The sequence below is a fragment of the Arthrobacter sp. UYEF21 genome (assembly GCF_040546085.1).
GTDB lineage: Bacteria > Actinomycetota > Actinomycetes > Actinomycetales > Micrococcaceae > Arthrobacter.
Genome location: NZ_JBEPNF010000006.1, coordinates 162893 through 183594 on the forward strand (window position 1 = coordinate 162893; position 20702 = coordinate 183594).

Below are 20702 nucleotides of genomic sequence, written 5' to 3' on the forward strand. Positions count from 1 at the left end.
TCCACTCTAGGGACCAAGCGGAATGCCGACTACCTTCTGCTCTGATGTCGGTCCAGGAGCCGGGCGCAGCGGATGAAGCCCAAGTGGGAGTACGCCTGCGGATGGTTCCCAAGGTGGGTTTCGGTGCCGGGATCGTATTCTTCAGGAAGCAGCCCGGTGGGCCCGAACAGGTTCACCAACTGGTCGAACAGGTCCCACGCCTCCTCAATCCTGCCCACCGCAACGTACGCCTCAATCAGCCAGGTGGTGCAGATGTGGAAGCCGCCCTCCAGACCCGGCAGGCCGTCGTCGTACCTGTACCGGAACACCGTGGGTCCCACCCGCAGTTCACGTTCCACGGCCGTGACGGTGTCCAGGAATCGCTGATCGGCGACGTCCAGGAGACCGGACAGCCCGATGTGCAGGACGGCGGCGTCCAGGTCGGGACTGTCGTACGCAACTGTGTAGGAGCGCGCTGAGTCGTCCCAGCCCTCCCGCAGGACCTCCTCGCGGATGGCGTGTGCCGTTGGTTCCCAGGCGGGCTCCGGCGTCCTGCCATACCGGGCGGCCGTCCGGAGCGCCCGGTCCAGCGTCACCCAGCACATAACCTTGCTGTACACATGGTGCCGGGCCGGGCGCCGGGCTTCCCAGATGCCGTGGTCCGGCTCGTGCCAGCGGGCCAGCACGGCGGATGCCATCTTCACCATAAGTTCCCAGTGGTCATCGGCCAGTGTGCCGCCCCGTTCGCTGAGCGTGTGGATGAGTTCGGCGATGGGCCCGAACACGTCGAGCTGGACCTGGTGGTCAGCGGCATTTCCGATCCGGACCGGGCGGGAGCCCGCATACCCGGGCAGGCTGTCGATGACCGCCTCCGTAGTGAGCGGCGACCCTGTCACGGAGTACAGCGGATGCAGCCATTCCGGGCCCGGTGCATGCTCCAGGATCCGGCCAAGCCACGCCAGGAAGCCAAAAGCCTCCACCGTGGAGCCCAGGTCCGCCAGTGCGTTCACCGTCATGGACCCGTCCCGCAGCCAGCAGTACCGGTAGTCCCAGTTCCTCGTCCCGCCGATTCCCTCGGGCAAGGACGTGGTGGGCGCTGCCAGTACGGCCCCGGTGGGCTCATGCACCAGGGCGCGGAGCACCAGCGCGGAGCGGCGGACCAGCGACGGCTTCACGGAGGGCAGGCGCAGTTCCTGCACCCAGCGGCGCGAGTCCAGGGCAACGCCGGCACGCCGGTGCACCTCGCCCTCCGGGTCCGCCGCCTGCGGTTCGGTGTCCCCGCAGCGAAGGTTGAGGACCATGGGCCCGTCCTGCAGGTTCACAGTGGCGGTTGCCGTCGCATGGCGGCCGTCCGACGTGATGTGAAAGCTGGCGCCCGGGGCGAAGAGGATGATGGGATCGGATGTGCCCACCACGTGCAGTTCGTCGCCGCGGGCCGCCATGCTGAACGGGGCGTTGGCGTAGTCCGGCCGGGGAGCAAAGACGATTCTGGCGGCGCCGGTGCCGGAGAGCACCCGGACCAGGCTGGTGATACCTTCCGGCGCCGGCTCCAGGTAGTCCGTTACGGTCACGTCCGCCCACCGTGTCTCCACAATCATGGTGCTGTCCACGTAGCGCTGGCCGAGGACCTGCGACGGCTTGACCGGTTCCACGGAGAAATGTCCGGCGGCGTCCCCACCCAGGATGTGCGCGAACAGCGAGCCGGAATCCGGCAGTGGGTGGCTCATCCAGCAGACCTTGGCATCCGGCGTGATCAGGGCGGTGGAGGAGCCGTTGCCGATCATGGTGTGCCGTTCGAGCCCCACGGCGTCTTCGCCGAACAGCCAGGCGCGCCTGAATTCGAAGAGGACGGCCAGGACGCGGGCAAACGATTCAGGGTCCCGCAGCCGGTGGGCGGCACCCGTATCCCCCGGCCCAACGTGCAGGCCCATGTCCGGGCCGCGAAGGGTGGCGATAGCCAGTTCATCGCTGTAAGCATCGCCGGCGTACAGAGCCGCGCTGGCCCCGAGGCGGGACCGGAGACCTTCCAAGGCGTCCGCTTTGGAAGGTTCCACCATAGAGAGGTCCAGCACGGAACCGTCCACGAGGAAGAACAGGCCGTGGTCCCTGGCAATCTCCCGCGCCGTTTCAGTCACGGCCGCCGCGACGTCAGCCGTGGCTGGCCTGGTATGCACAGACACCGCGACGGGCTTGCGCTCAATCCAGACGCCTTTCTGGAACCCCACGGCCTCGGACAGCGCCATGCTGACTTGCTGGAGCGCGGCTTCGGTTGCCAGCGGCTGGGCGTGGGCGAAACCCATGTTGACCTCGGCGCCGTGTGATCCGATCAGATGTACCTCCGCGGGCAGACGGGACACCGCGGCCAGATCGCGCAGCGAGCGCCCCGAGATGACGGCCGCGTGAGTGTTGGGCAGCGCAGCCAAGGCGCGGAGGGCGATCGCGGCGCTGCCCAGCGGTAACGTCTCGGTGGAAATACCTTCGGCGTCGCACAGTGTTCCGCCGTAGTTGCAAGCCACGAGCAGCCCGGGGACCTGGGCCAGCACCTTGAGTTCTGCCAGCAACTGTGGCGTCAGGCCGTCGTCTGCGGCATTCGTCTGCATGAAGGCGCGGAGCAGGCCCAGAGGCAGGGATTTCGTTAGGAGGGCGGAATCCGCAACGGTCTGGTTCAACGGAGTAGGCATTTTCTTGACCCTTCGAGCAGAACGCGGCCGGGGAATGCAGCCACACCTTTCATAGTGCGGCCGGGCGGTTTCCCCCGAATGTCCCGCTGGTTGCATCCGTGTAACATCCACGACTCGACGGCGTGCGCCACCTTTCCACAATGTTCGTCTTTGCCTCTTGACGTTCTTTATTGTGCGTTTATGATAGTTATCACCGTGAGATGCTTCACACCACCCGCACTGTTTCAAAGGAGAAATCATGACCATGCACGAAGACGCGTTGCGCCGGGCTTCCAGTCAGGGCGGGTGGGACAGGAGGACGCTGCTGAAGACGTTTGGTGCAGGCGCCCTCGCCATAGCCGGCGCTCCATTGCTGGCTGCGTGCACCGGGGGCAGCGGCCCCGCTGCCAGCGGCGGCAGCAAGACGGTTTCTTTCGGGTCGGGCTCATCGGATGAAGTACCCAAGGCCGCCTACAAGGCCGTCACGGATGCCTTCATGAAGAAGTCCGGAATCACGGTCAACACCAACGTAGTTCCGCACAACGACTTCCAGAACAAAATCAACACCTACCTCCAGGGCAGCCCGGACGACACCTTCACCTGGTTTGCCGGCTACCGGATGCAGTACTACGCCGGCAAAGGCCTCTTGGCGCCGATCGACGACGTCTGGCAGAAAATCGGCGGCAATTATTCCGAGGCAATGAAGAAGGCGTCCACCGGTGCGGACGGCAAGATGTACTTCGTCCCGAACTACAACTATCCCTGGGGATTCTTCTACCGGAAGAGCCTCTGGGCGGAGAAGGGCTACGAGGTCCCCAGCACCTTTGACGCGCTGACCGCCCTGGCCAAAAAAATGCAGGCCGACGGCCTCATCCCGATCGAGTTCGCCGACAAGGACGGCTGGCCGGCGATGGGCACCTTCGACTACCTGAACATGCGCCTGAACGGCTACCAGTTCCACATGGATCTCACGGCACACAAAGAAGCCTGGGACCAAAAGAAGGTCAGCGATGTCTTCGATACCTGGAAGGCGCTCCTGCCCTTCCAGAACCCGAATGCCCTTGGCATGACCTGGCAGGACTCCGCCAAAAACCTCGGCGACAAGAAGTCCGGGATGTACCTGCTCGGCTCTTTCCTCACCCAGCAGTACACGGATAAGACTGTCGCCGCCGACATCGATTTCTTCCCGTTCCCGGAACTGGCCGTGGAGGGCCGGGACGCCGTCGAGGCACCTATCGATGGTCTCCTGCTGTCAAAGAAGGGCGGCGAGAACCAGTCCGCCAAGGACTTCCTGGCGTACCTCGGTACCCCTGAGGGGCAGGACGTGTATGCATCCGTGGACAGCTCCAACATCGCCGCCGCCAGGGGAGCCGACACATCCCAGTTTTCGCCCTTGAGCAAGAAGATGGCTGACGTCATCGCCAACGCCAAGAGCATCAGCCAGTTCTTTGACCGGGATGCACTGCCGGCCATGGCCAACAACGTCATGATCCCGGCGCTGCAGTCGTTCATCAAGGACGGCAGCGTGGACGTCAAGAATCTGGAAGCCCAGGCCAAGTCGCTCTATGCCGCCCAATAGCGGACACTCGGGCCACCACGATCCGGCACTAAGGAATATCTTCTCGTGAGTACATCATCCAAAACGAGCCCCGCCGGGGCGCGGCGCATAACCGCCGCCCGGGCGGGGCGGGTCCGGCGGCTCTCCCGCCGCGATAAGTGGGTCCTGAGTCTCATGGTGGGCCTGCCCACCCTGATACAGCTGGTCCTGGTCTGGATCCCGACCCTGCTGTCCGCGGCCCTGTCCTTCACCCGGTGGAATGGCCTGAGTCTGGACGACATCAAGCCCGCTGGGCTCAGCAACTATCAGTTCATCGCCCAAAACTACCCTCCGTTCTGGCCCGCCGTGCAACACAACGTGCTCTGGCTGGTCTTCCTCGCCCTTATCGCGACGCCGCTGGGGCTCCTGCTGGCCATCCTGTTGGACCAGAACATCCGGGGCACCAAGATCTACCAGAGCATTTTCTTCACTCCGGTGATGCTTTCCCTGGCATTGATCGGCGTCATCTGGCAGCTCTTCTACAACCGCGACAGCGGGCTCCTGAACTTCCTGCTCGGTACCGCGGGAACGCCGCAGGCCGTGGACTGGTTCGGCGATTCCGGCGTCAATATCTGGGCTGCGCTCATCGCGGCGACGTGGCGGCACGCGGGCTACGTCATGATCCTTTACTTGGCCGGACTCAAGGGCGTCGACCCCACCCTCCGCGAAGCCGCGCAAATCGACGGCGCCAACGCGGTGCAGACCTTCTTCCGGGTGATCTTCCCGGCCATGCGCCCCGTCAACGTCATCATTATTGTGATCACCGTGATCGAGTCCCTCCGGGCGTTCGACATCGTCTACGTGATCAACCGCGGCACCAACGGCCTGGAACTCATCAGCGCCCTGGTCATCCAAAACCTGGTCGGCGAGGGTCAGGTGATCGGCGTCGGGTCGGCGCTGGCTGTCATCCTCCTTGTCATTTCCCTGGTACCCATCACGTTTTACCTGTCCCGGGCCTTCGGAAAGGACAAAGAGGCATGAGCATTGCGCAGCCCACAGATGCACCCGCGGCGGGCAGTTCGCCCACCGGGCGGAGCACTCGCATAGGGTCCGCCCCGCCGGCCAACACCAAACGTGGCAAGCCCCACTACGGCATCCATCTCTTCCTCACAGTGCTCGCCGTTATGTGGCTCGTCCCCTTGGTCTGGACCATCTTCACCGCGCTGCGTCCCAAGGCAGACACGGACAAGTACGGCTATTTCAGCTTCGGCGGATCGTTCAACTTCGACAATTTCAGCCAGGCGTGGACCCAGGGCGGTTTCGACCGGTACGCCTGGAACTCCGCCCTGATCACCATCCCGTCCGTCATCCTGGTGCTGTTCTTTGCGTCGATGATGGCGTTTGCCGTGAGCCGGGTCAACTGGAAGTTCAACGTGACGCTCCTGATCATGTTCACCGCCGGCAACCTGCTGCCGCCGCAGGTCCTCGCCGCGCCGCTGTTCGAAATGTTCAAATTGCTGCCGCTGCCATACAGCGTCAGCGATTCCGGGAGCCTGCTCAACACCTACATCAGCGTGATCGCCGTGGACACAGCCTTCCAGATCGGCTTCGTGACCTTCGTCCTCTCCAACTACATGAAGGCGCTTTCCCCGGAGCTCACCGAGGCCGCCCTGGTGGACGGGGCCGGGGTATGGCGCCAGTACTGGAACATCATCCTGCCGCTGTGCCGCCCCGCCCTGGCTGCCATGGGCACCCTCGAGGTCATCTTCATCTATAACGACTTCTTCTGGCCGCTGCTCTTCCTGCAAAGCGGTGACCGCCTCCCGCTGACCACCGCCGTCAACAACCTCCAGGGCCAGTTCCTTTCCAACTACAACCTCATCGCCGCCGGCGCCATGATCACGGCGATCCCGGCCTTGGTGATCTACCTCCTGCTCCAGCGACACTTCGTAGCCGGTTTGACGCTCGGCTCCAGCAAAGGATAAACGTGGACAACGGCAACATCGCTTCCATGGACTACATCACCGCCCGCCTCGGCTCCGAGGGATCCCCGATGTTGGCCTTCGGCGGCGACTACAACCCCGAGCAGTGGCCCGAGGAGACGTGGGACGAAGACGTCCGGCTGATGCGCGAGGCCGGCGTTAACCTGGTCAGCGTGGGCATCTTCAGTTGGTCGCTGCTGGAACCCTCCGAAGGCATGTACGAGTTCGGCTGGCTGGACCGGGTCCTTGACCTGCTGCATGCTAACGGCGTGCGGGTTGATCTGGCGAACGCCACTGCCTCCCCGCCGCCCTGGTTCAGCCACAAGTACCCCGAGTCACTGCCGGTAACAGCCGACGGCGTGAGGCACAGCTACGGTTCCCGGCAGGCCTTCGCCGCCTCAAGCCCCGACTACCGCCGGGCCGCCGCGGCCCTGACCGAGCAGATCGTCGTCCGCTACAAGGGCCATCCCGCCGTCGTCATGTGGCACGTCCACAACGAGTACGGCTGCCACAACCAGCCGGACTTCTCAGACGGCGCCGCCGCCGGTTTCCGGCACTGGCTCGAACGCCGGTACGGCAGCCTGGAGGCCCTCAACGACGCGTGGGGAACCGCCTTCTGGTCCCAGCGCTACTCGGCCTGGGAGGAGATCCTGCCGCCGCGGACGTCCGGAACCTGGGTCAACCCGACCCAGCAACTGGACTTCGCCCGCTACTCCTCCGACGAGCTGCTCGAATGCTACAAGGCCGAGGCCGCGATTATCCGCTCGCACTCGGGGCACCCCGTGACCACCAACTTCATGGGCTTCAATATGGGCCTGCACCAGCCGCTGGACTACTGGCGCTGGTCCGGGGAGATGGACGTGGTCTCCAACGACCACTACTTGATTGCCGAGGACCCGCGGAACTTCCAGGAACTGGCAGCCACCGCGGACCTCACCCGCGGCTGGGCCAACGGCAAGCCGTGGCTGCTCATGGAACATTCCACGTCGGCCGTGAACTGGCAGCCCCGCAACATCGCCAAAGCACCCGGCGAGATGCTGCGCAATTCGCTGCAGCATGTGGCCCGCGGGGCGGACGGCGCGCTGTTCTTTCAGTGGCGGGCCTCGCGCGCCGGCGCCGAGAAGTTCCACTCCGGGCTGCTGCCCCATGCCGGCACCGAGACCAAGGTGTGGCGTGAAGTGGTGCAACTCGGCCAAGCTATGCGCAGCATGGCCGAACTCAGCGGCTCGGTAGTCACCGGGGCCTCCGGCCGGGTGGACGTCGTCATCCTGCACGACACCGATGCCCGCTGGGCTTCGGAGCTGGACTCGCACCCGAGCGTGGATGCCTCGAACATTGCGGAAACCCGGCGCTGGCACGATGCGTTCTACCGTGCCGGCATCCCCACGGACTTCGCCCGGAGCACCGACGACCTCTCCGGCTACCGGCTCGTCGTTGCCCCCATGCAGTACTTGCTCAGCGATGCGGGCGTAGCGAACCTGGACGGATACGTGCGCTCCGGCGGCCATCTCGTGGTGTCGTATTTCTCCGGAATCGTAGACGAAAATGACCACATCCGGCTTGGCAGCTACCCAGGCGCCTTCACCGGACTGCTGGGCGTGCAGATGGAAGAGTTCTTTCCGCTGCGGGCGGGGGAAAGCGTCCGGCTCAGCGGCTTCGGTGCCGGCAGCTGTTGGAACGAACTGGGCCGGGCCACTACCGCCGAGGTCCTCGCGACCGTGGCCGAGGGGCCGGCTGCAGGCTCTCCAGCCGTGACCCGCAACCGCGCCGGAAGAGGCCGCTCTTACTACGTCGCCACCACGCTCGCGCCGGAGGGCCTGGGCGAACTGCTCACCACCGTCTGCGCCGACGCAGGGGTGCAGCCGCTCGTTCCGGATCTGCCGGAGGACGTGGAAGTTGCCCGGCGCAGCAAAGACGGAACCGACTGGACGTTCTGCATCAACCACGGAACCCACGAGGTCCGACTGCCGCTGGAAGGAGTGGACCTCATCACGGGCACGGAACTCACCGACGGGCTCGGGCTCGCGGCGGGCGCCGTCGCCGTCGTCCGTTCGCCTACGGCCGAACTGGTCGGCACCTCCGCCAACCAGTCAAACCAGACACAATAGTCAAGCCCGCCAAACCGCTCAACCCTGTAAGGACACCACATGCTCGCCGCAGCCCGCCACTCAGCCATCCTCGCAGAGGTCCAGCGTGAGCGGATCGTCCGTGTCGCGGACCTCGCCAAGATGCTGGGCGTTTCACTGATGACAGTGCGACGGGACATCGAAGCCCTCGATGCGGCGGGCACGGTGGAGAAAATCCATGGCGGGGCCAAACTGCCGGGCGGAGCCAGCACCCACGAGCCTGGTTTTGACCTGAAGGTGACCCAGCTCAAGAACGAAAAGATGGCTATTGCGCAGGAGGCTGCCGCCCAGGTGCGCGAGGGAATGGCGGTGGGGCTCAGCGCGGGCACCACCACTTGGGCGCTGGCCCAGCTGTTGTCCGCCGGTCCGCGGATCACGGTGGTCACCAACTCGGTGCGGATTGCCAACGTGTTCCACCAGGGTTCCTCCCCGTCCACCGTGATCCTGACCGGCGGCGAGCGCACGCCCTCAGACGCGCTGGTGGGCCCCCTTGCCACGTCCTCCCTCAAGCAGTTGCACCTGGACGTGCTGTTCCTCGGCGTCCACGGCGTCGATGCCGACGCCGGGTTTACTACCCCGAACGTGCTCGAGGCCGAAACTGACCGGGCGTTCGTGGCGGCGGCCCGTCGCGTGGTGGTCCTCGCCGACCACACGAAGTGGGGCACGCTCGGCATCAGCACGATCGCCGCACTCGAGGACGCCGACGAACTCATCAGCGACGACATGCTCGGCAGCGAAGCCAGGCGCATCCTCGGCAAACGCGTGGGCCGGCTGCGGCTGGCCCCGATCGCCGCCCCGGCCGGCGCCGCAATCAGTTGACCACTGGCACCTACGACCCCACCCGACCCCACAACGCCTGGAGCTGCAGTGAACAACCCGGACCTGAACCTTGCCCCGGAACCCCTTACCGCAGGATTCGGCCTGCCCCCGGAGCCGCTGTACCTGCGACGCTCGGGCACGGCGCTGCTCATCGATTTCAGCACTGGCGAACCGGCTTTGTTGCACTTCGGCGCCGACCTCGGCCCGGACCTGCCCGACATTTCGCTGCTGCGTGACCCCGTGCCGCACTCGGCTCTGGACACCCCGGTGACCCTTGGCCTGATCCCGCAGGCGTCCTCGGGCTGGCGCGGGCGTCCGGGACTCCGCGGCTACCGAAACGTCGGGGCTTACTCCTCCCGGCTCCGGCTGGCGACCGCCGCAGCTGACCCGGGTGACGCCGGCTCTGCCGGCATCACCCAGATCGACCCCGACGCCGGCATCACGGTCCGCACCGAGATTCGGATCAGCGACGGCGGCCTGCTTCAGCTCCGCCACTCGCTGACGAACGATGGACCGGGCACCTACGTCGTCGAGGAGCTGGCGGCGGTGCTGCCGGTGGGCCGCGCCGCAACGGAAATTCTTGACCTGACCGGCCGCTGGTGCCGGGAGTCCCATCCCCAGCGCCTTCCGTTGCATCAGGGCACCTGGGTCCGGTCGGGCCGGCACGGCCGTACCGGGCATGACTCCGCACTCCTGCTCGCCGCCGGCACGGCCGGGTTCGGGTACCGCCACGGCCAAGTGTGGGCCGTCCACCTGGGCTGGAGCGGCAACCACGAGAGTTTCGTCGACACTGCCGGCGACGGCCGGACCGTCATCGGCGCGGCGGAGCTGCTCGGATCGGCGGAAATCAGCCTGGCACCGAACGCCCACTACGAGACCCCATGGTTGTTTGCCGCCTACTCCGACGCCGGCCTGGACGGCATCACCGAAGCTTTCTACACCTGGTTCCGCGGCCGGCCGCACCACCCGGGTGCGGCATCGGGCAAGCCTCGCCCAGTGGTTCTGAACGTCTGGGAGGCGGTGTATTTCGACCACCGGCTGCCGGCCCTGCTGGAACTTGCCCAGTCCGCCGCCAGCCTGGGCGTTGAACGCTACGTGCTCGACGACGGCTGGTTCCGCGGCCGGCGCAACGACACCGCGGGTCTCGGCGACTGGTATGTCGATGAGCAGATCTGGCCCGATGGCCTCACGCCGCTGATCGACGCGGTGACCGGCCTCGGCATGGAGTTCGGCCTGTGGGTGGAACCGGAGATGATCAACGAGGACTCGGATCTCGCCCGAGCACACCCTGGCTGGATCGCAGGGCCAGCCCCGCGCGCCGTGGGCGGCACGGACGGCGGGCTGCCGGAACGGTGGCGGCACCAGCAGGTTCTCGACCTGGTCAACCCCGACGCCTGGCAGTATATCTTCGACCGGCTCGATGCCCTCCTGCGAGAGAACCGGATCAGCTACCTCAAATGGGACCAGAACCGGGACCTGACCGAGATGGGCCACGCCGGCCGGCCTTCGGTCCATGCCCAGACCCGGGCTGTCTATCGGCTTCTGGACGAACTGCGCAGAGCCCACCCCGGGGTCGAGATTGAAAGCTGCTCATCAGGGGGCGCCCGCGTAGATCTCGGCATCCTGGAACGCACGGACCGGGTCTGGGGGTCAGACTGCAACGACGCCCTGGAACGGCAGACCATCCAGCGCTGGACCGGAATGGTGGTGCCGCCGGAGCTCGTCGGATCGCATATCGGACCTACCACGAGCCACACCACCGCGCGCACCCACGATCTCTCGTTCCGGGCGATCACCGCAATGTTTGGCCACTTCGGCCTTGAATGGGATGTCCGGCAGCTCGACCCCACTGAGCGTGAAGAGCTCGAGCGGGCGGTCGCGCTGTTCAAGCAGTACCGTCCCCTGCTGCACAGCGGGCGAATGGTGCGGGCCGACGAGCCCGATCCGGGGCTCCGGCTGCATGGCGTCGTCGCCCACGATGGCAGCGAAGCCCTCTACGCGCTGGTGTCCGTGTCGACGTCGTTCGCCGAAGTCCCCGGGCGGGTCTGCCTTCCGGCGCTGCACCCCGAAGGCCGTTACCGGGTGGAGGCCGTCTACCCCGCGCCTGACGACGGACGCGCTTTCATGCAGGCCGTGCCGCCGGCCTGGCTAAGCACCGGCATCGAAGCTACCGGCCGTTTCCTGGCAGCGTCCGGTCTCCCGATGCCGGTGCTCAACCCCGAACACGGCGTACTCCTGGCCGTCCGCCGGGTAGGGAACTCCTAGCATGGACCAGATCACGAAGCGTGCCTACAAGCTCTCCGACGGACGGGACCTCATCTACTTCGACGACGCCGACACGGTGCTCTCGCCGCTGCGCGGACCAGACCTCCGTGATCCGGCCGTCCGGCCGCCCACCGCCACCATGCGCCAGGATGTCCTGACCGGCGAGTGGATCTCGATCGCGGCAGCCCGGCAGAACCGGGTGGTCCTGCCGCCCTCGCATCTGGACCCGCTGGCCCCGGCGTCGCCGGACAACCCCTCTGAAGTCCCCAGCCCGTACGATGTGGCCGTCTTCGAAAACAAGTCCCCGTCCTTCGGCCCCGGTCTGGCCGCCCACGGAGCACCGGAAGGCCTCGATGATCTGGCCAGGATCGGCCTCGGACGCAGCCGGCAGTCAGTGGGTCGCTGCGAAGTCGTGTGCTTCTCGCCCGAACATACGGGATCCCTCGCCGGAGTATCCCTCTCCCGGATGCGGACAGTGGTGGAGGCCTGGGCCGACCGGACGGCGGCACTGTCCGCGCTGCCGGGGGTCCAGCAGGTCTTTCCCTTCGAGAACCGCGGCGAGGCGATCGGCGTGACGCTGCACCATCCGCACGGCCAGATCTACGCTTATCCGTACATCACCCCCCGCACCGCCCAGCTGATCCGCACGATCGGGAATTACGGCGGCACCCTGTTCGAGGACATCCTCAGCTTCGAGCAGAAATCCGGGCGGGTACTGCTCAGGGGCGAGCACTGGACAGCATTTGTACCGTTCGCGGCGCGCTGGCCTCTGGAGGTCCACGTCCTGCCGCACCGGCACGTCCCCGATCTGGCAGCCACCACCACCGAGGAACGCGACGAGTTCTCCCGGCTGTATGGCCGGCTCCTGCGCGGCGTTGACGCCCTCTACGCGACGCCGACCCCCTACATCTCGGCGTGGCATCAGGCCCCTGTCAACGCCCACCGGGAGGACGTCCGGCTGATGCTGCAGCTGACATCGCCGCGGCGGGAAGAGAACAAGCTCAAGTACTTGGCCGGATCCGAAGCGGCGATGGGGGCGTTCATCGCCGACATCCCTCCCGAGACCGCCGCGGCCCGGCTTCGGGCCGCCATTGACAAGGAAGACGCCGTATGACCAGGACCGAACTCTCCCAGCGGGGACGCGACTTCTTTACCAGCCAGTTCGGCCACCCGCCGAAGGGTCTGTGGTCTGCTCCGGGGCGAGTCAACCTCATCGGCGAGCACACGGATTACAACCACGGTTTTGTCTTCCCGATTGCGATCGAAAAGCGGACGACCGCCGCGGCCAGCGTCCGCGGAGACCGCCGGCTGCGCGTCGCTAGCGGCTCGTTCCCCAGCATTGTGGAGGTCAGTCTAGACGAGCTGGACCCGGACACCCTGCAGGGCTGGGCCGCGTACCCCCTGGGGGTTGCCTGGGCCATGTCACAAGTTGCGGGCGGAAAAGGTACCCCCGTCGCCCGGCTGACCGGTATCGACCTTGCCCTCAGTTCGGATGTCCCGGCCGGAGCGGGGCTGTCGTCCTCGGCCGCCGTCGAGTGCGCCGCGGCCCTGGCGCTGAACGAGCTCTGGGGGCTGGGGCTGAGCCGGCAGGAGCTGGCCCGAATCGGACAGCTGGCCGAAAATCGGGTCGTCGGCGCCCCGACCGGCATCATGGACCAGTCTGCTTCGCTGCTGGGCGAGCCGGACCACGGCATCCTGCTGGACTGCAAGAGCCTGCTGGCAGAAAGGGTTCCGCTTGGCTTTGCTGCCGCAGAGCTCGGGCTGCTCGTCATCGACACCCGCACGAGTCACTCGCACGCCGACGGCGGCTATGCCAGCCGCCGCCGGTCCTGCGAGGACGGTGCCGAGACAATGGGCGTCTCCAGCCTCCGCGCGCTCGGCCCCGAGGACCTTCCCCGTGCAGCCGGGGTGCTGGGTGGAGAGACCTTCCGACGGGTCCGCCATGTCGTCACCGAGAACCAGCGGGTGCTGGACACCGTCGCTGCCTTGCGGGCGGAAGGCCCCGCCGCCGTCGGAGCGTTCCTCAACGAATCGCATGTGTCCATGCGCGACGACTTTGAAATTTCCACACCTGAACTGGATCTGGCCGTCTCCGCCGCACAGTCCCTCGGCGCCCTCGGCGCCCGCATGACCGGCGGCGGTTTCGGCGGGGCTGCGATAGCCCTTGTCCGCAACCACGACGCGGCCAGGATCCGGGACGGAATCGCCCGGCAATTCGCCCGTGCAAGCTTCACTGCCCCCAACATATTTCCCGTCAGCGCCTCGGCCGGCGCCCGAAGGGAGGAATAGCCGCGGCTAGACCCGGGCGAGCCCGGCAACCTCCGCGAGCAGCTCCACCGAGCGGATCCGCGCCTCGGTGCCGGTGTTCTGGTGCGCCACAATGAGTTCGTCGGCGTCGGAGTGCTTGGCGAACCCGTCAAGGTAATCGATCACCGCGTCCGGGGTACCGATGGCCGAGTACTTCACCATCTGCGAGACGTGCTGGCCCTGCGGGGAGTCCAGGATCATATCCGCTTCGTCGTCGGTGAACTCCCGGCCGCCGCCGAAGAACAGTCCTACCCGCGAGCGCAGGGTGGCCCGGAAAGCTTCCTGTGCTTCGGCTGCGGAATCGGCAGCGATGACGTTCACGCCGGCAATCACATGCGGGGCCTCGAGCTGGGCGGACGGCTTGAATTCGCGGCGGTACAGCGCCACTGCGTCCTGCAGCGCATTGGGGGCGAAGTGCGAGGCGAACGCGTACGGCAGGCCCAGCTGGGCAGCCAGGCGGGCGCCAAACAGCGATGAGCCCAGGATATAAAGCGGCACATTGGTGCCTTTGCCGGGCGTGGCCTCGACGCCCTGGATCCGGGTAGGGCCGGTGAGGTAGCCCTGCAGTTCCAGGACGTCTTGCGGGAAGCTGTCCGCGGACATCGGGTCCCGGCGCAAGGCGCGCATGGTGTTCTGGTCGCTGCCGGGAGCGCGGCCCAGGCCAAGGTCGATCCGGTCCGGGTGCAGCGTCTCCAGGGTGCCAAACTGCTCGGCGATGGTCAGGGGCGAGTGGTTGGGCAGCATGACTCCGCCGGCACCGAGCCTGATGGTGTTGGTGTGCGCAGCCACGTGCGCGATCAGCACGCTGGTGGCGGACGATGCGATGGCGGACATGTTGTGGTGCTCGGCGTACCAGATCCGCCGGTATCCGAGCTCCTCTGCCCGCTGCGCCATTGCCACGCTGCCGGCGAAGCTTTCCGCCGCCGTCTGGCCTTTGCCGATGGTTGCCAGGTCAAGGATGGAGAGGGGGAGCGTCACGTCGGTACCGGCCTTTCAAATGCGTTGCGCAGGGAGTGTGTTGCGTAGGGGGTGGGCACGCCGGAGTGCAGCGCGCACACTTGTGAATAACGACGGCGGCGTCCAGGTTATTTCTACCAAGCTATTTCTGCGGCGCACGGACAGGAGATCAACAAATGGCAAATATCCTGATGGTTGTATCGGCAGCCGATTCCCTCACGATGAAGGACGGCAGCGAACACCCCACCGGCTACTGGGCGGAAGAACTGGTGGTCTCGCATCAGACGCTTCGCGCGGCGGGCCACGCCGTCCACATCGCCACGCCGGGCGGAGCGAAGCCCACGGTGGACCAGGTCAGCTTGGCGCCCGACTCAGCTGGAGGCCAGGAGCGCGCGGACGGTTTCCGGCAGTACCTCGCCACAATCGACGCCGAGCTTTCAGCTCCGTTGGTGCTGGCCGACGTCGACATCAGCGCCTACGATGCCGTCGTTCTACCAGGTGGGCACGGCCCCATGACCGACCTCTACAAGGACGCCGACCTTGGCCGCCTCCTGCTTGCCGCCGACCGGGACGGGAAGGTCATCGCACCGTTCTGCCACGGCCCCGCCGGGCTGCTCAGTGCAACGCTCGACGACGGCTCCTTCGCCTTCGCAGGCCGCCGCCTCACCGTTTTCACGAACGAGGAGGAACTGAACGGCGGCACCGGAGAGAACACGCCCTGGCTGGTTGAGGATGCACTGCGGGACAAGGGCGCGGTGATTGAGAACGCTGCCGCATGGAGCTCCAACGCGGTCCGCGACCGCAACCTCATCACCGGCCAGAACCCGCAGTCCAGTGAGGACGTGGCGAAGGAAGTCATCAAGGCCCTGGCGGGCTAAGGCCGTAACGGCAGCATCAACCTGCCTTTTGTGACCGCCCCTGACGCCCCGTGAACCGCCGTTACGGCAAGGACGAGGGTCTCGCCCCCGGACGGCAAGACCAAGGAAGTGGGCACGCTGAACGGCGGCTGGCCGCTGACCGCCAAAATCGCCTTCACCACGCAGAAGGGCAACGGACTGGCCGCCGCTGCCCAGGCAGCGCTGAACACGATCATCGGAGACGGCAGCTACGCCGAAACCCTGGACCGCTGGGGCCTCTATTCGGAGGCCGCCCAAAAGTCCGAGCTGAACCCGGCAGGCCTGCCCAAGAAGCAAACCCAAAACCAGGCAATCCTAGAACGGCGGAGGTTTCGGCGGCTTGGGCGTGTGGAGGGCTCGACCAATGCTGGCTGGGTCGGTGCTGTAGGTGCGGCCCAGAGGCGAACACCACTTGAGCTCTCCCGTTGGGGATGCATGTTTGTACGCCCAGGCGCCGACTGACTTAAGCGCGTGGTGCCTGCGGCAGATCATCGCCAGGTTATCGGCATCGGTTGCCCCACCGTCCTGCCACTCGATGGAGTGGTCGGGCTCGCAAGCAGTGGCACGACGCGTGCAGCCAGGAAATCGACACGTCCCGTCGCGGTTATGCAGGTACCGGCGCAGTGCCATCGGTGGGCGGTACGCCGTTCGGCCCACCCCCAGTGCCTGGCCGGTGGCGTAGTCGGTGAAAACGCGTTGCCAGCCTGGTGCAAGGGCCGCAAGGCGTCGGGCGGTGGCCGCATCGATGGGCCCGTAGCCTTCGAGTTCAGCCGTCGCGGCCGTGGCGGCACTTGCGGCGTCACTCGCCAGGGCCAGTTCGACGGGAATGGTCACAACCACCTCAGGCCGGAAGGCCCCGGCATCCGCGCCGTCAGATGGGCCCAAAAGGCGCTGCACCAGAGCATCAGCACGGAGCTCGGACAGTGTGCGGGAATCGGCTCCGGCTCCGGCTCCGGCACCAGGCTGGGCCTCGGACTCTGCAGCCCGCAGGCTGGTAACGCGGGCATCGTGATCGAGCCCGTTGAAGATGGCCAGCCCGGCCTCAGCTGAAAGATAAGCACTGAGGGTGCACATGCCGTCCGGCTCAGGCGAGAACCATACGCCGCGCTCACGGTGGGCAGCCGCCTTCCGAGCCGTCGGGCTTTCAGGATCAAGACTCTCGTGCAGCCGCCGCAGGCATGCGCGCAGCTCGGAGGGGGCGCGGCGGCGGCCGTGCCGCGTCCGGACGCGCTGCAGGGCCATGTTGATGAAGGTCTCTGCCGGCTCGTCCGGGAGGGAACGGGCAAGGTTCTGAATAATCCGGGCGTGCGCAGAGGAGATCTCCCCCGCTTCAATGGCTTCAAGGACCTGCCAGCGGGATGTGGTGAAATCCGCGGCTTCATTCAAGGAACGCGCGGAAGCGCCCTCCGAGACGGCACTGGTTGTGGCCACTTCGGTGACAGCAAGTGCGTGGGCCTCGTGCCCGCCAAACCGCGTGGGCTGGTTCTCTTGCCGACGCGGAGATTCTTCGCCAATCGCTTCTTCCACCCGCGCCAGCCCCCGCACTTTCAAGGACGTCGCCCAGGCGATCAGCCGGTCAGCGGACTCCACCAGGCGGAGGGCGCCGTCGGCCGTGAGGAAGGAGGGAAGCGGAAAGCTCACGGTGCCGAGCAGCAGCGAATCCTTCTGGTCCGTGAAGTCGACGGCCGGAACCCATGTGTCGTCATCTGTTACGAATGTCTGAACCTCCACGCCGCCCCCTCCTTCTCTCGCTGCCAAGCTTCCCTTCCGGATATTTCCAGCCTAGGTGGAGGGTCTGACATTCAAGGGCGCAACGTATCAAGGGAGTTCTCAAAGGTCGCGGCTGGGACCCAAAGTCCCGCGGCACCCCGCACAGACCGGGGGTTACTACAGCTGCTGCTCCCACACCGTCAGCTGCAGCCTGACAGTACCGGAAGGGGCGACGACGGTACCCTCCCCGCCGCCGTCATCGGGGTCAGGAGCCGGTCCTGTCCCTGGAGGGCACGCCGCTGCGCTTCACCGGCCGCTTCACGGACCCTGAGGGCAACGCCATCCAGAATGCCCAAGTGGAGATCTGGCATGCGGACGCCGCCGGGTTCTACTCCCAGTACGCACCGGGCCTCCCCGACTGGCTCTTCCGCGCCACGGTCAAGGCAAACGACGACGGGCGCTTCGAAATCAACACGATGCGCCCGGCGCCCTACCAGATTCCCACGGACGGGGCTTGCGGACAGCTGATCAGCGCGGCGGGCTGGCACGCTTGGCGCCCGGCGCACATCCACATCAAGGTCTCCGCGCCCGGCTTCCAGCCCGTCACCCAGCAGCTGTACTTCCCCGGTGACCCGCACAACGCCGACTACATCGCCTCGGCAGTCAAGGCCGACCTGATGCTGGACCCCAAGCCGCGTACGGATGGCGGGGCTGGCGAAGAAGTGATCTACGACTACGTCCTCGCCAAAGAAGGCCGGCACAAGTAAGGACCACTGCTAACAGTCGGTGCCGGCGTTTCGGCCCCGCACCCGAAGGCGCCCTGGAGTGCAAACTCCGGGGCGCCTGTATTTTGCCGCCGTCGCCAGGAGCTCAAACGCCGCCATCCCGTCAGGACCCATCCGCCGTCGGCCGCGTGGGAGCCATTGCGGCTCGCGTAGCTGAACCCTGCTGGAACGCCCGGGTGTTCGCCCCGCCGGCTCGCGCGAGGTCCTCCGTGACCTGGGCTTGCCGTATGTTTCCAATGGGGTGATCGGCCTCATCTTCTCCGCATCCCGCCCGATAGCCGTTACGCTGGCCGTTGGGGCGGCGGGAGGACTTACCGAAGTGCCCGTCCTTGGCCGGTTCCTTCCCCCGATGCTCGGCACCCTTGCAGTTGGGTGACCAGCCGTCGCGGCAAGTGGCCAATTTTCCTCCAAGAAGGCGGACCCATTCTGGCCGCCCCGGCCTTCACCCTTCCCGAGTTCACCTGGGCTGCCCAGCTCGAGCTGGTTCTTCCCCTGGCCCTCACCCTGCTGCTCTTTTAGAACAGCCAAAGGATCGCGGTTCTCCGTGCCGCCGGCCACCATCCGGCGGTCAACGTCTTCGCCATCGATTCGGGCGCGTTTTCGTTGCTCAATGCTGGCTGCGGCGCTGTCTCAGCCGGTGTGACCGGTACTACCAACGCCCTCATGACCTCCTCAGGAACCAGACAGCGCCAGTACACAGCTGCCGTGGTATTCGGCGTCCTGGCCATGCTGCGCGCTCTCCAGCAAGCCTTTGTGACCGCTTTCGCCACCACGTTCACCTTGGGGTCCCTGGTGACATTTGTTGTGACCATGTCTTGCATGAGCCTGTTCAACATCCACCCAGCGTTCTGGGGCCTGGTTATTGGCTACGCGGTGTCCCGAGTGCTCGAGCGCGCGGACCATGCAGGTTTTAAAGCCAAGCTGACACGCGCACCGCTAAGCTAGCGGCATGGCCAACAAAACCACTGCAGAAAAGCTTGCCACCATCCAGAAGGGCTACAACCTGGAAGGTGCCACCATCGCGCTCGGTGCCGCCATTGTCGACGGCGAACTTCACAAGGAAGCCCAGGTCCGGCTGCCGCTGTCCATGATGAACAGGCACGGCCTGGTGGCCGGCGCCACCGGCACCGGCAAGACCGTCACGCTGCACATGATGGCAGAGCAGCTGTCCGCGGCCGGCGTTCCCGTCTTCCTGGCGGACATCAAGGGCGACCTTTCCGGCCTGGCAACAGCCGCGGCCGGCAGCGACAAACTGAAGGCACGCACTGACAGCATCGGCCAGGCCTGGGCCGGCAAGACCTACCCGGTGGAGTTCCTGGCCCTGGGCGGAGACGGCAACGGCATTCCGGTCCGCGCCACCATCACCTCGTTTGGCCCCATCCTGCTCTCCCGGGTCATGGAGCTTAACGACACCCAGGAATCCAGCCTGCAGCTGGTCTTCCACTTTGCGGACAAAAACAACCTTGAGCTGATCGACCTCAAGGACCTCCGCGCCGTCATCCAGTTCCTCACCTCGGACGAAGGCAAGGATGAGTTGGAGGAACTGGGCGGCCTGTCCAAGGCCACTGCGGGGGTTATCCTTCGTGAACTAGTGAACCTGGAGGCGCAGGGCCTGGAGCCGTTCTTCGGCGAGCCGGAGTTTGATACCGCCGAGCTGCTCCGGACCGCCCCGGACGGCCGCGGCGTGGTTACCTGCCTGGAGCTCCCCACGCTGCAGACCAAACCGATGCTGTTCTCCACGTTCCTGATGTGGCTGCTGGCTGACTTGTTCGAGGACCTGCCCGAAGCCGGCGACCTGGACAAGCCCAAGCTCGTGTTTTTCCTGGACGAGGCCCACCTGCTCTTCAACGGCGCGTCCAAAGCCTTCCTGAACGCCATCACCACTACTGTCCGGCTAATCCGGTCCAAAGGCGTTGGGATCTTCTTTGTCACCCAGACCCCCAAGGACGTGCCAGCGGACGTCCTTGGCCAGCTGGCCAACCGCATCCAGCACGCCCTCCGCGCGTTCACGCCCGAGGATGCCAAGGCCCTGAAAGCCACCGTTTCCACCTTCCCGGTCAGCGACTACAACCTCGAGGAAACCCTCACGTCCGCGGGAATCGGCGAGGCTGTCATCACCGTCATGAATGAAAAGGGTGCGCCGACGCCGGTGGCCCTCACCCGCCTGCGTGCGCCGGAATCCATGATGGGCCCCAGCACGGACGAGCTCATCACGAGCAGTGTGGCCGGGTCGGCGCTGCTCCCCAAGTACGGGACCGCCGTGGACAACGTCTCCGCCTACGAAAAACTCACGGGCAAGGGCGCCGCGCCCACCGGAGACGCAGCCGCGGGGACCGGCCAGTCCGACGTCGACGCCGAAGGCCGCCGGATCGAGGCGGAGATCCTCGGCCGGCCCAGCAGCCGTCCTGCACCGGTCCCGGACCGTGTGTCCGCCCCTGAGAGGGCGCGCGCGCAGCGGGCACCCGAACCGGCTCAGTCCGGTGGCGGGATGGCGGGCGATCTCGCTGGCGCACTTAGCGGAGCCTTGGGCGGCGGACTCAAGAGCATGGTCCGGTCAATGGGTACCCAGCTCGGCCGCGAGCTGCTCCGCGGCGTGTTCGGCACCTCGTCCCGGCGCCGCCGTTAGGCAAAACTTGGCGATGACCCACCCTGTACCTCCGCCGTCGGGCGTCAGGAGAG

General features: G+C 66.2%; 15 protein-coding genes and 2 pseudogenes. 14 read left to right on the plus strand and 3 right to left on the minus strand.

Going from position 1 to position 20702, the window contains the following annotated elements; all coding sequences use genetic code 11:
* Positions 1–29: 29 nt before the first annotated feature.
* A complete protein-coding gene (locus tag ABIB27_RS09205) occupies positions 30–2660 on the minus strand; it encodes a trehalase-like domain-containing protein (RefSeq protein ID WP_354215751.1) in 2631 nt (876 codons plus the stop codon).
* Positions 2661–2898: 238 nt separating this feature from the next.
* Between ABIB27_RS09205 and ABIB27_RS09210 the strand changes: the two genes are divergently transcribed.
* Genes ABIB27_RS09210 through galK form a run of 8 tightly spaced genes read left to right on the plus strand, consistent with a single transcriptional unit; the run spans position 2899 to position 13657 of the window.
* Entirely contained in the window at positions 2899–4218 is a 1320-nt protein-coding gene (locus tag ABIB27_RS09210) for an ABC transporter substrate-binding protein (RefSeq protein WP_354215752.1), read from the plus strand.
* Between the two features lie 45 nt (positions 4219–4263).
* Positions 4264–5217, plus strand: a complete 954-nt coding sequence (locus ABIB27_RS09215) for a carbohydrate ABC transporter permease (protein ID WP_354215753.1) — start codon at positions 4264–4266, stop codon at positions 5215–5217.
* Complete coding sequence (locus ABIB27_RS09220; RefSeq protein WP_354215754.1) at positions 5214–6161, plus strand: carbohydrate ABC transporter permease; 948 nt, start codon at positions 5214–5216, stop codon at positions 6159–6161. The genes ABIB27_RS09215 and ABIB27_RS09220 overlap by 4 nt, the downstream gene beginning before the upstream one ends.
* Before the next feature lie 2 nt (positions 6162–6163).
* Positions 6164–8266 carry a beta-galactosidase gene (locus ABIB27_RS09225; RefSeq protein ID WP_354215755.1) on the plus strand — a complete coding sequence of 701 codons (2103 nt, stop codon included), beginning with the start codon at positions 6164–6166 and terminating at the stop codon, positions 8264–8266.
* A gap of 39 nt (positions 8267–8305) precedes the next feature.
* The gene (locus tag ABIB27_RS09230) at positions 8306–9103 is read left to right on the plus strand and encodes a DeoR/GlpR family DNA-binding transcription regulator (RefSeq protein ID WP_354215756.1); all 798 of its coding nucleotides are present in this window, start codon (positions 8306–8308) and stop codon (positions 9101–9103) included.
* Positions 9104–9151: 48 nt separating this feature from the next.
* On the plus strand, positions 9152–11368 hold the full coding sequence (locus ABIB27_RS09235) for an alpha-galactosidase (protein WP_502909155.1): 2217 nt from the start codon (positions 9152–9154) through the stop codon (positions 11366–11368).
* 1 nt (position 11369) lies between these two features.
* The gene (gene galT, locus ABIB27_RS09240) at positions 11370–12482 is read left to right on the plus strand and encodes a galactose-1-phosphate uridylyltransferase (protein WP_354215757.1); all 1113 of its coding nucleotides are present in this window, start codon (positions 11370–11372) and stop codon (positions 12480–12482) included.
* The gene (gene galK / locus ABIB27_RS09245; protein WP_354215758.1) at positions 12479–13657 is read left to right on the plus strand and encodes a galactokinase; all 1179 of its coding nucleotides are present in this window, start codon (positions 12479–12481) and stop codon (positions 13655–13657) included. The genes galT and galK overlap by 4 nt, the downstream gene beginning before the upstream one ends.
* Positions 13658–13663: 6 nt before the next feature.
* Here the strand turns inward: galK and ABIB27_RS09250 are convergent, their stop codons facing one another.
* A complete protein-coding gene (locus ABIB27_RS09250) occupies positions 13664–14653 on the minus strand; it encodes an LLM class flavin-dependent oxidoreductase (RefSeq protein WP_354215759.1) in 990 nt (329 codons plus the stop codon).
* 155 nt (positions 14654–14808) lie between these two features.
* On the opposite strand from ABIB27_RS09250, the gene ABIB27_RS09255 reads away from it, so the two are divergent.
* Both ABIB27_RS09255 and ABIB27_RS09260 read left to right on the plus strand, forming a co-directional pair.
* Positions 14809–15510 carry a type 1 glutamine amidotransferase domain-containing protein gene (locus ABIB27_RS09255; protein WP_354215760.1) on the plus strand — a complete coding sequence of 234 codons (702 nt, stop codon included), beginning with the start codon at positions 14809–14811 and terminating at the stop codon, positions 15508–15510.
* A 90-nt stretch (positions 15511–15600) separates the two neighbouring features.
* Positions 15601–15822 (plus strand): annotated as a pseudogene (locus ABIB27_RS09260) (ABC transporter substrate-binding protein); the annotation flags it as partial.
* A 21-nt stretch (positions 15823–15843) separates the two neighbouring features.
* Here the strand turns inward: ABIB27_RS09260 and ABIB27_RS09265 are convergent.
* The gene (locus ABIB27_RS09265) at positions 15844–17259 is read right to left on the minus strand and encodes an HNH endonuclease signature motif containing protein (RefSeq protein ID WP_354253817.1); all 1416 of its coding nucleotides are present in this window, start codon (positions 17257–17259) and stop codon (positions 15844–15846) included.
* A gap of 266 nt (positions 17260–17525) precedes the next feature.
* On the opposite strand from ABIB27_RS09265, the pseudogene ABIB27_RS09270 reads away from it, so the two are divergent.
* From ABIB27_RS09270 to ABIB27_RS09285, 4 genes and pseudogenes are all read left to right on the plus strand, one after another.
* Positions 17526–18005: pseudogene (locus ABIB27_RS09270) on the plus strand (dioxygenase family protein); the annotation flags it as partial.
* Positions 18006–18395: 390 nt separating this feature from the next.
* Positions 18396–18542: a hypothetical protein gene (locus ABIB27_RS09275; protein WP_354215762.1), complete on the plus strand. Its 147-nt coding sequence runs from the start codon at positions 18396–18398 to the stop codon at positions 18540–18542.
* A gap of 144 nt (positions 18543–18686) precedes the next feature.
* Positions 18687–18968 carry a benzoate/H(+) symporter BenE family transporter gene (locus ABIB27_RS09280; protein WP_354253818.1) on the plus strand — a complete coding sequence of 94 codons (282 nt, stop codon included), beginning with the start codon at positions 18687–18689 and terminating at the stop codon, positions 18966–18968.
* Between the two features lie 4 nt (positions 18969–18972).
* The gene (locus tag ABIB27_RS09285) at positions 18973–20649 is read left to right on the plus strand and encodes a helicase HerA-like domain-containing protein (RefSeq protein ID WP_354215764.1); all 1677 of its coding nucleotides are present in this window, start codon (positions 18973–18975) and stop codon (positions 20647–20649) included.
* Positions 20650–20702 lie beyond the last annotated feature (53 nt).

Coding starts and splice junctions, on each gene's coding strand:
- galT (WP_354215757.1), top strand. CDS start 11,370: ATGGACCAGATCACGAAGCGTGCCTACAAGCTCTCCGACGGACGGGAC.
- ABIB27_RS09205 (WP_354215751.1), bottom strand. CDS start 2,660: ATGCCTACTCCGTTGAACCAGACCGTTGCGGATTCCGCCCTCCTAACG.
- ABIB27_RS09280 (WP_354253818.1), top strand. CDS start 18,687: ATGACCTCCTCAGGAACCAGACAGCGCCAGTACACAGCTGCCGTGGTA.
- ABIB27_RS09210 (WP_354215752.1), top strand. CDS start 2,899: ATGACCATGCACGAAGACGCGTTGCGCCGGGCTTCCAGTCAGGGCGGG.
- galK (WP_354215758.1), top strand. CDS start 12,479: ATGACCAGGACCGAACTCTCCCAGCGGGGACGCGACTTCTTTACCAGC.
- ABIB27_RS09220 (WP_354215754.1), top strand. CDS start 5,214: ATGAGCATTGCGCAGCCCACAGATGCACCCGCGGCGGGCAGTTCGCCC.
- ABIB27_RS09285 (WP_354215764.1), top strand. CDS start 18,973: ATGGCCAACAAAACCACTGCAGAAAAGCTTGCCACCATCCAGAAGGGC.
- ABIB27_RS09255 (WP_354215760.1), top strand. CDS start 14,809: ATGGCAAATATCCTGATGGTTGTATCGGCAGCCGATTCCCTCACGATG.
- ABIB27_RS09230 (WP_354215756.1), top strand. CDS start 8,306: ATGCTCGCCGCAGCCCGCCACTCAGCCATCCTCGCAGAGGTCCAGCGT.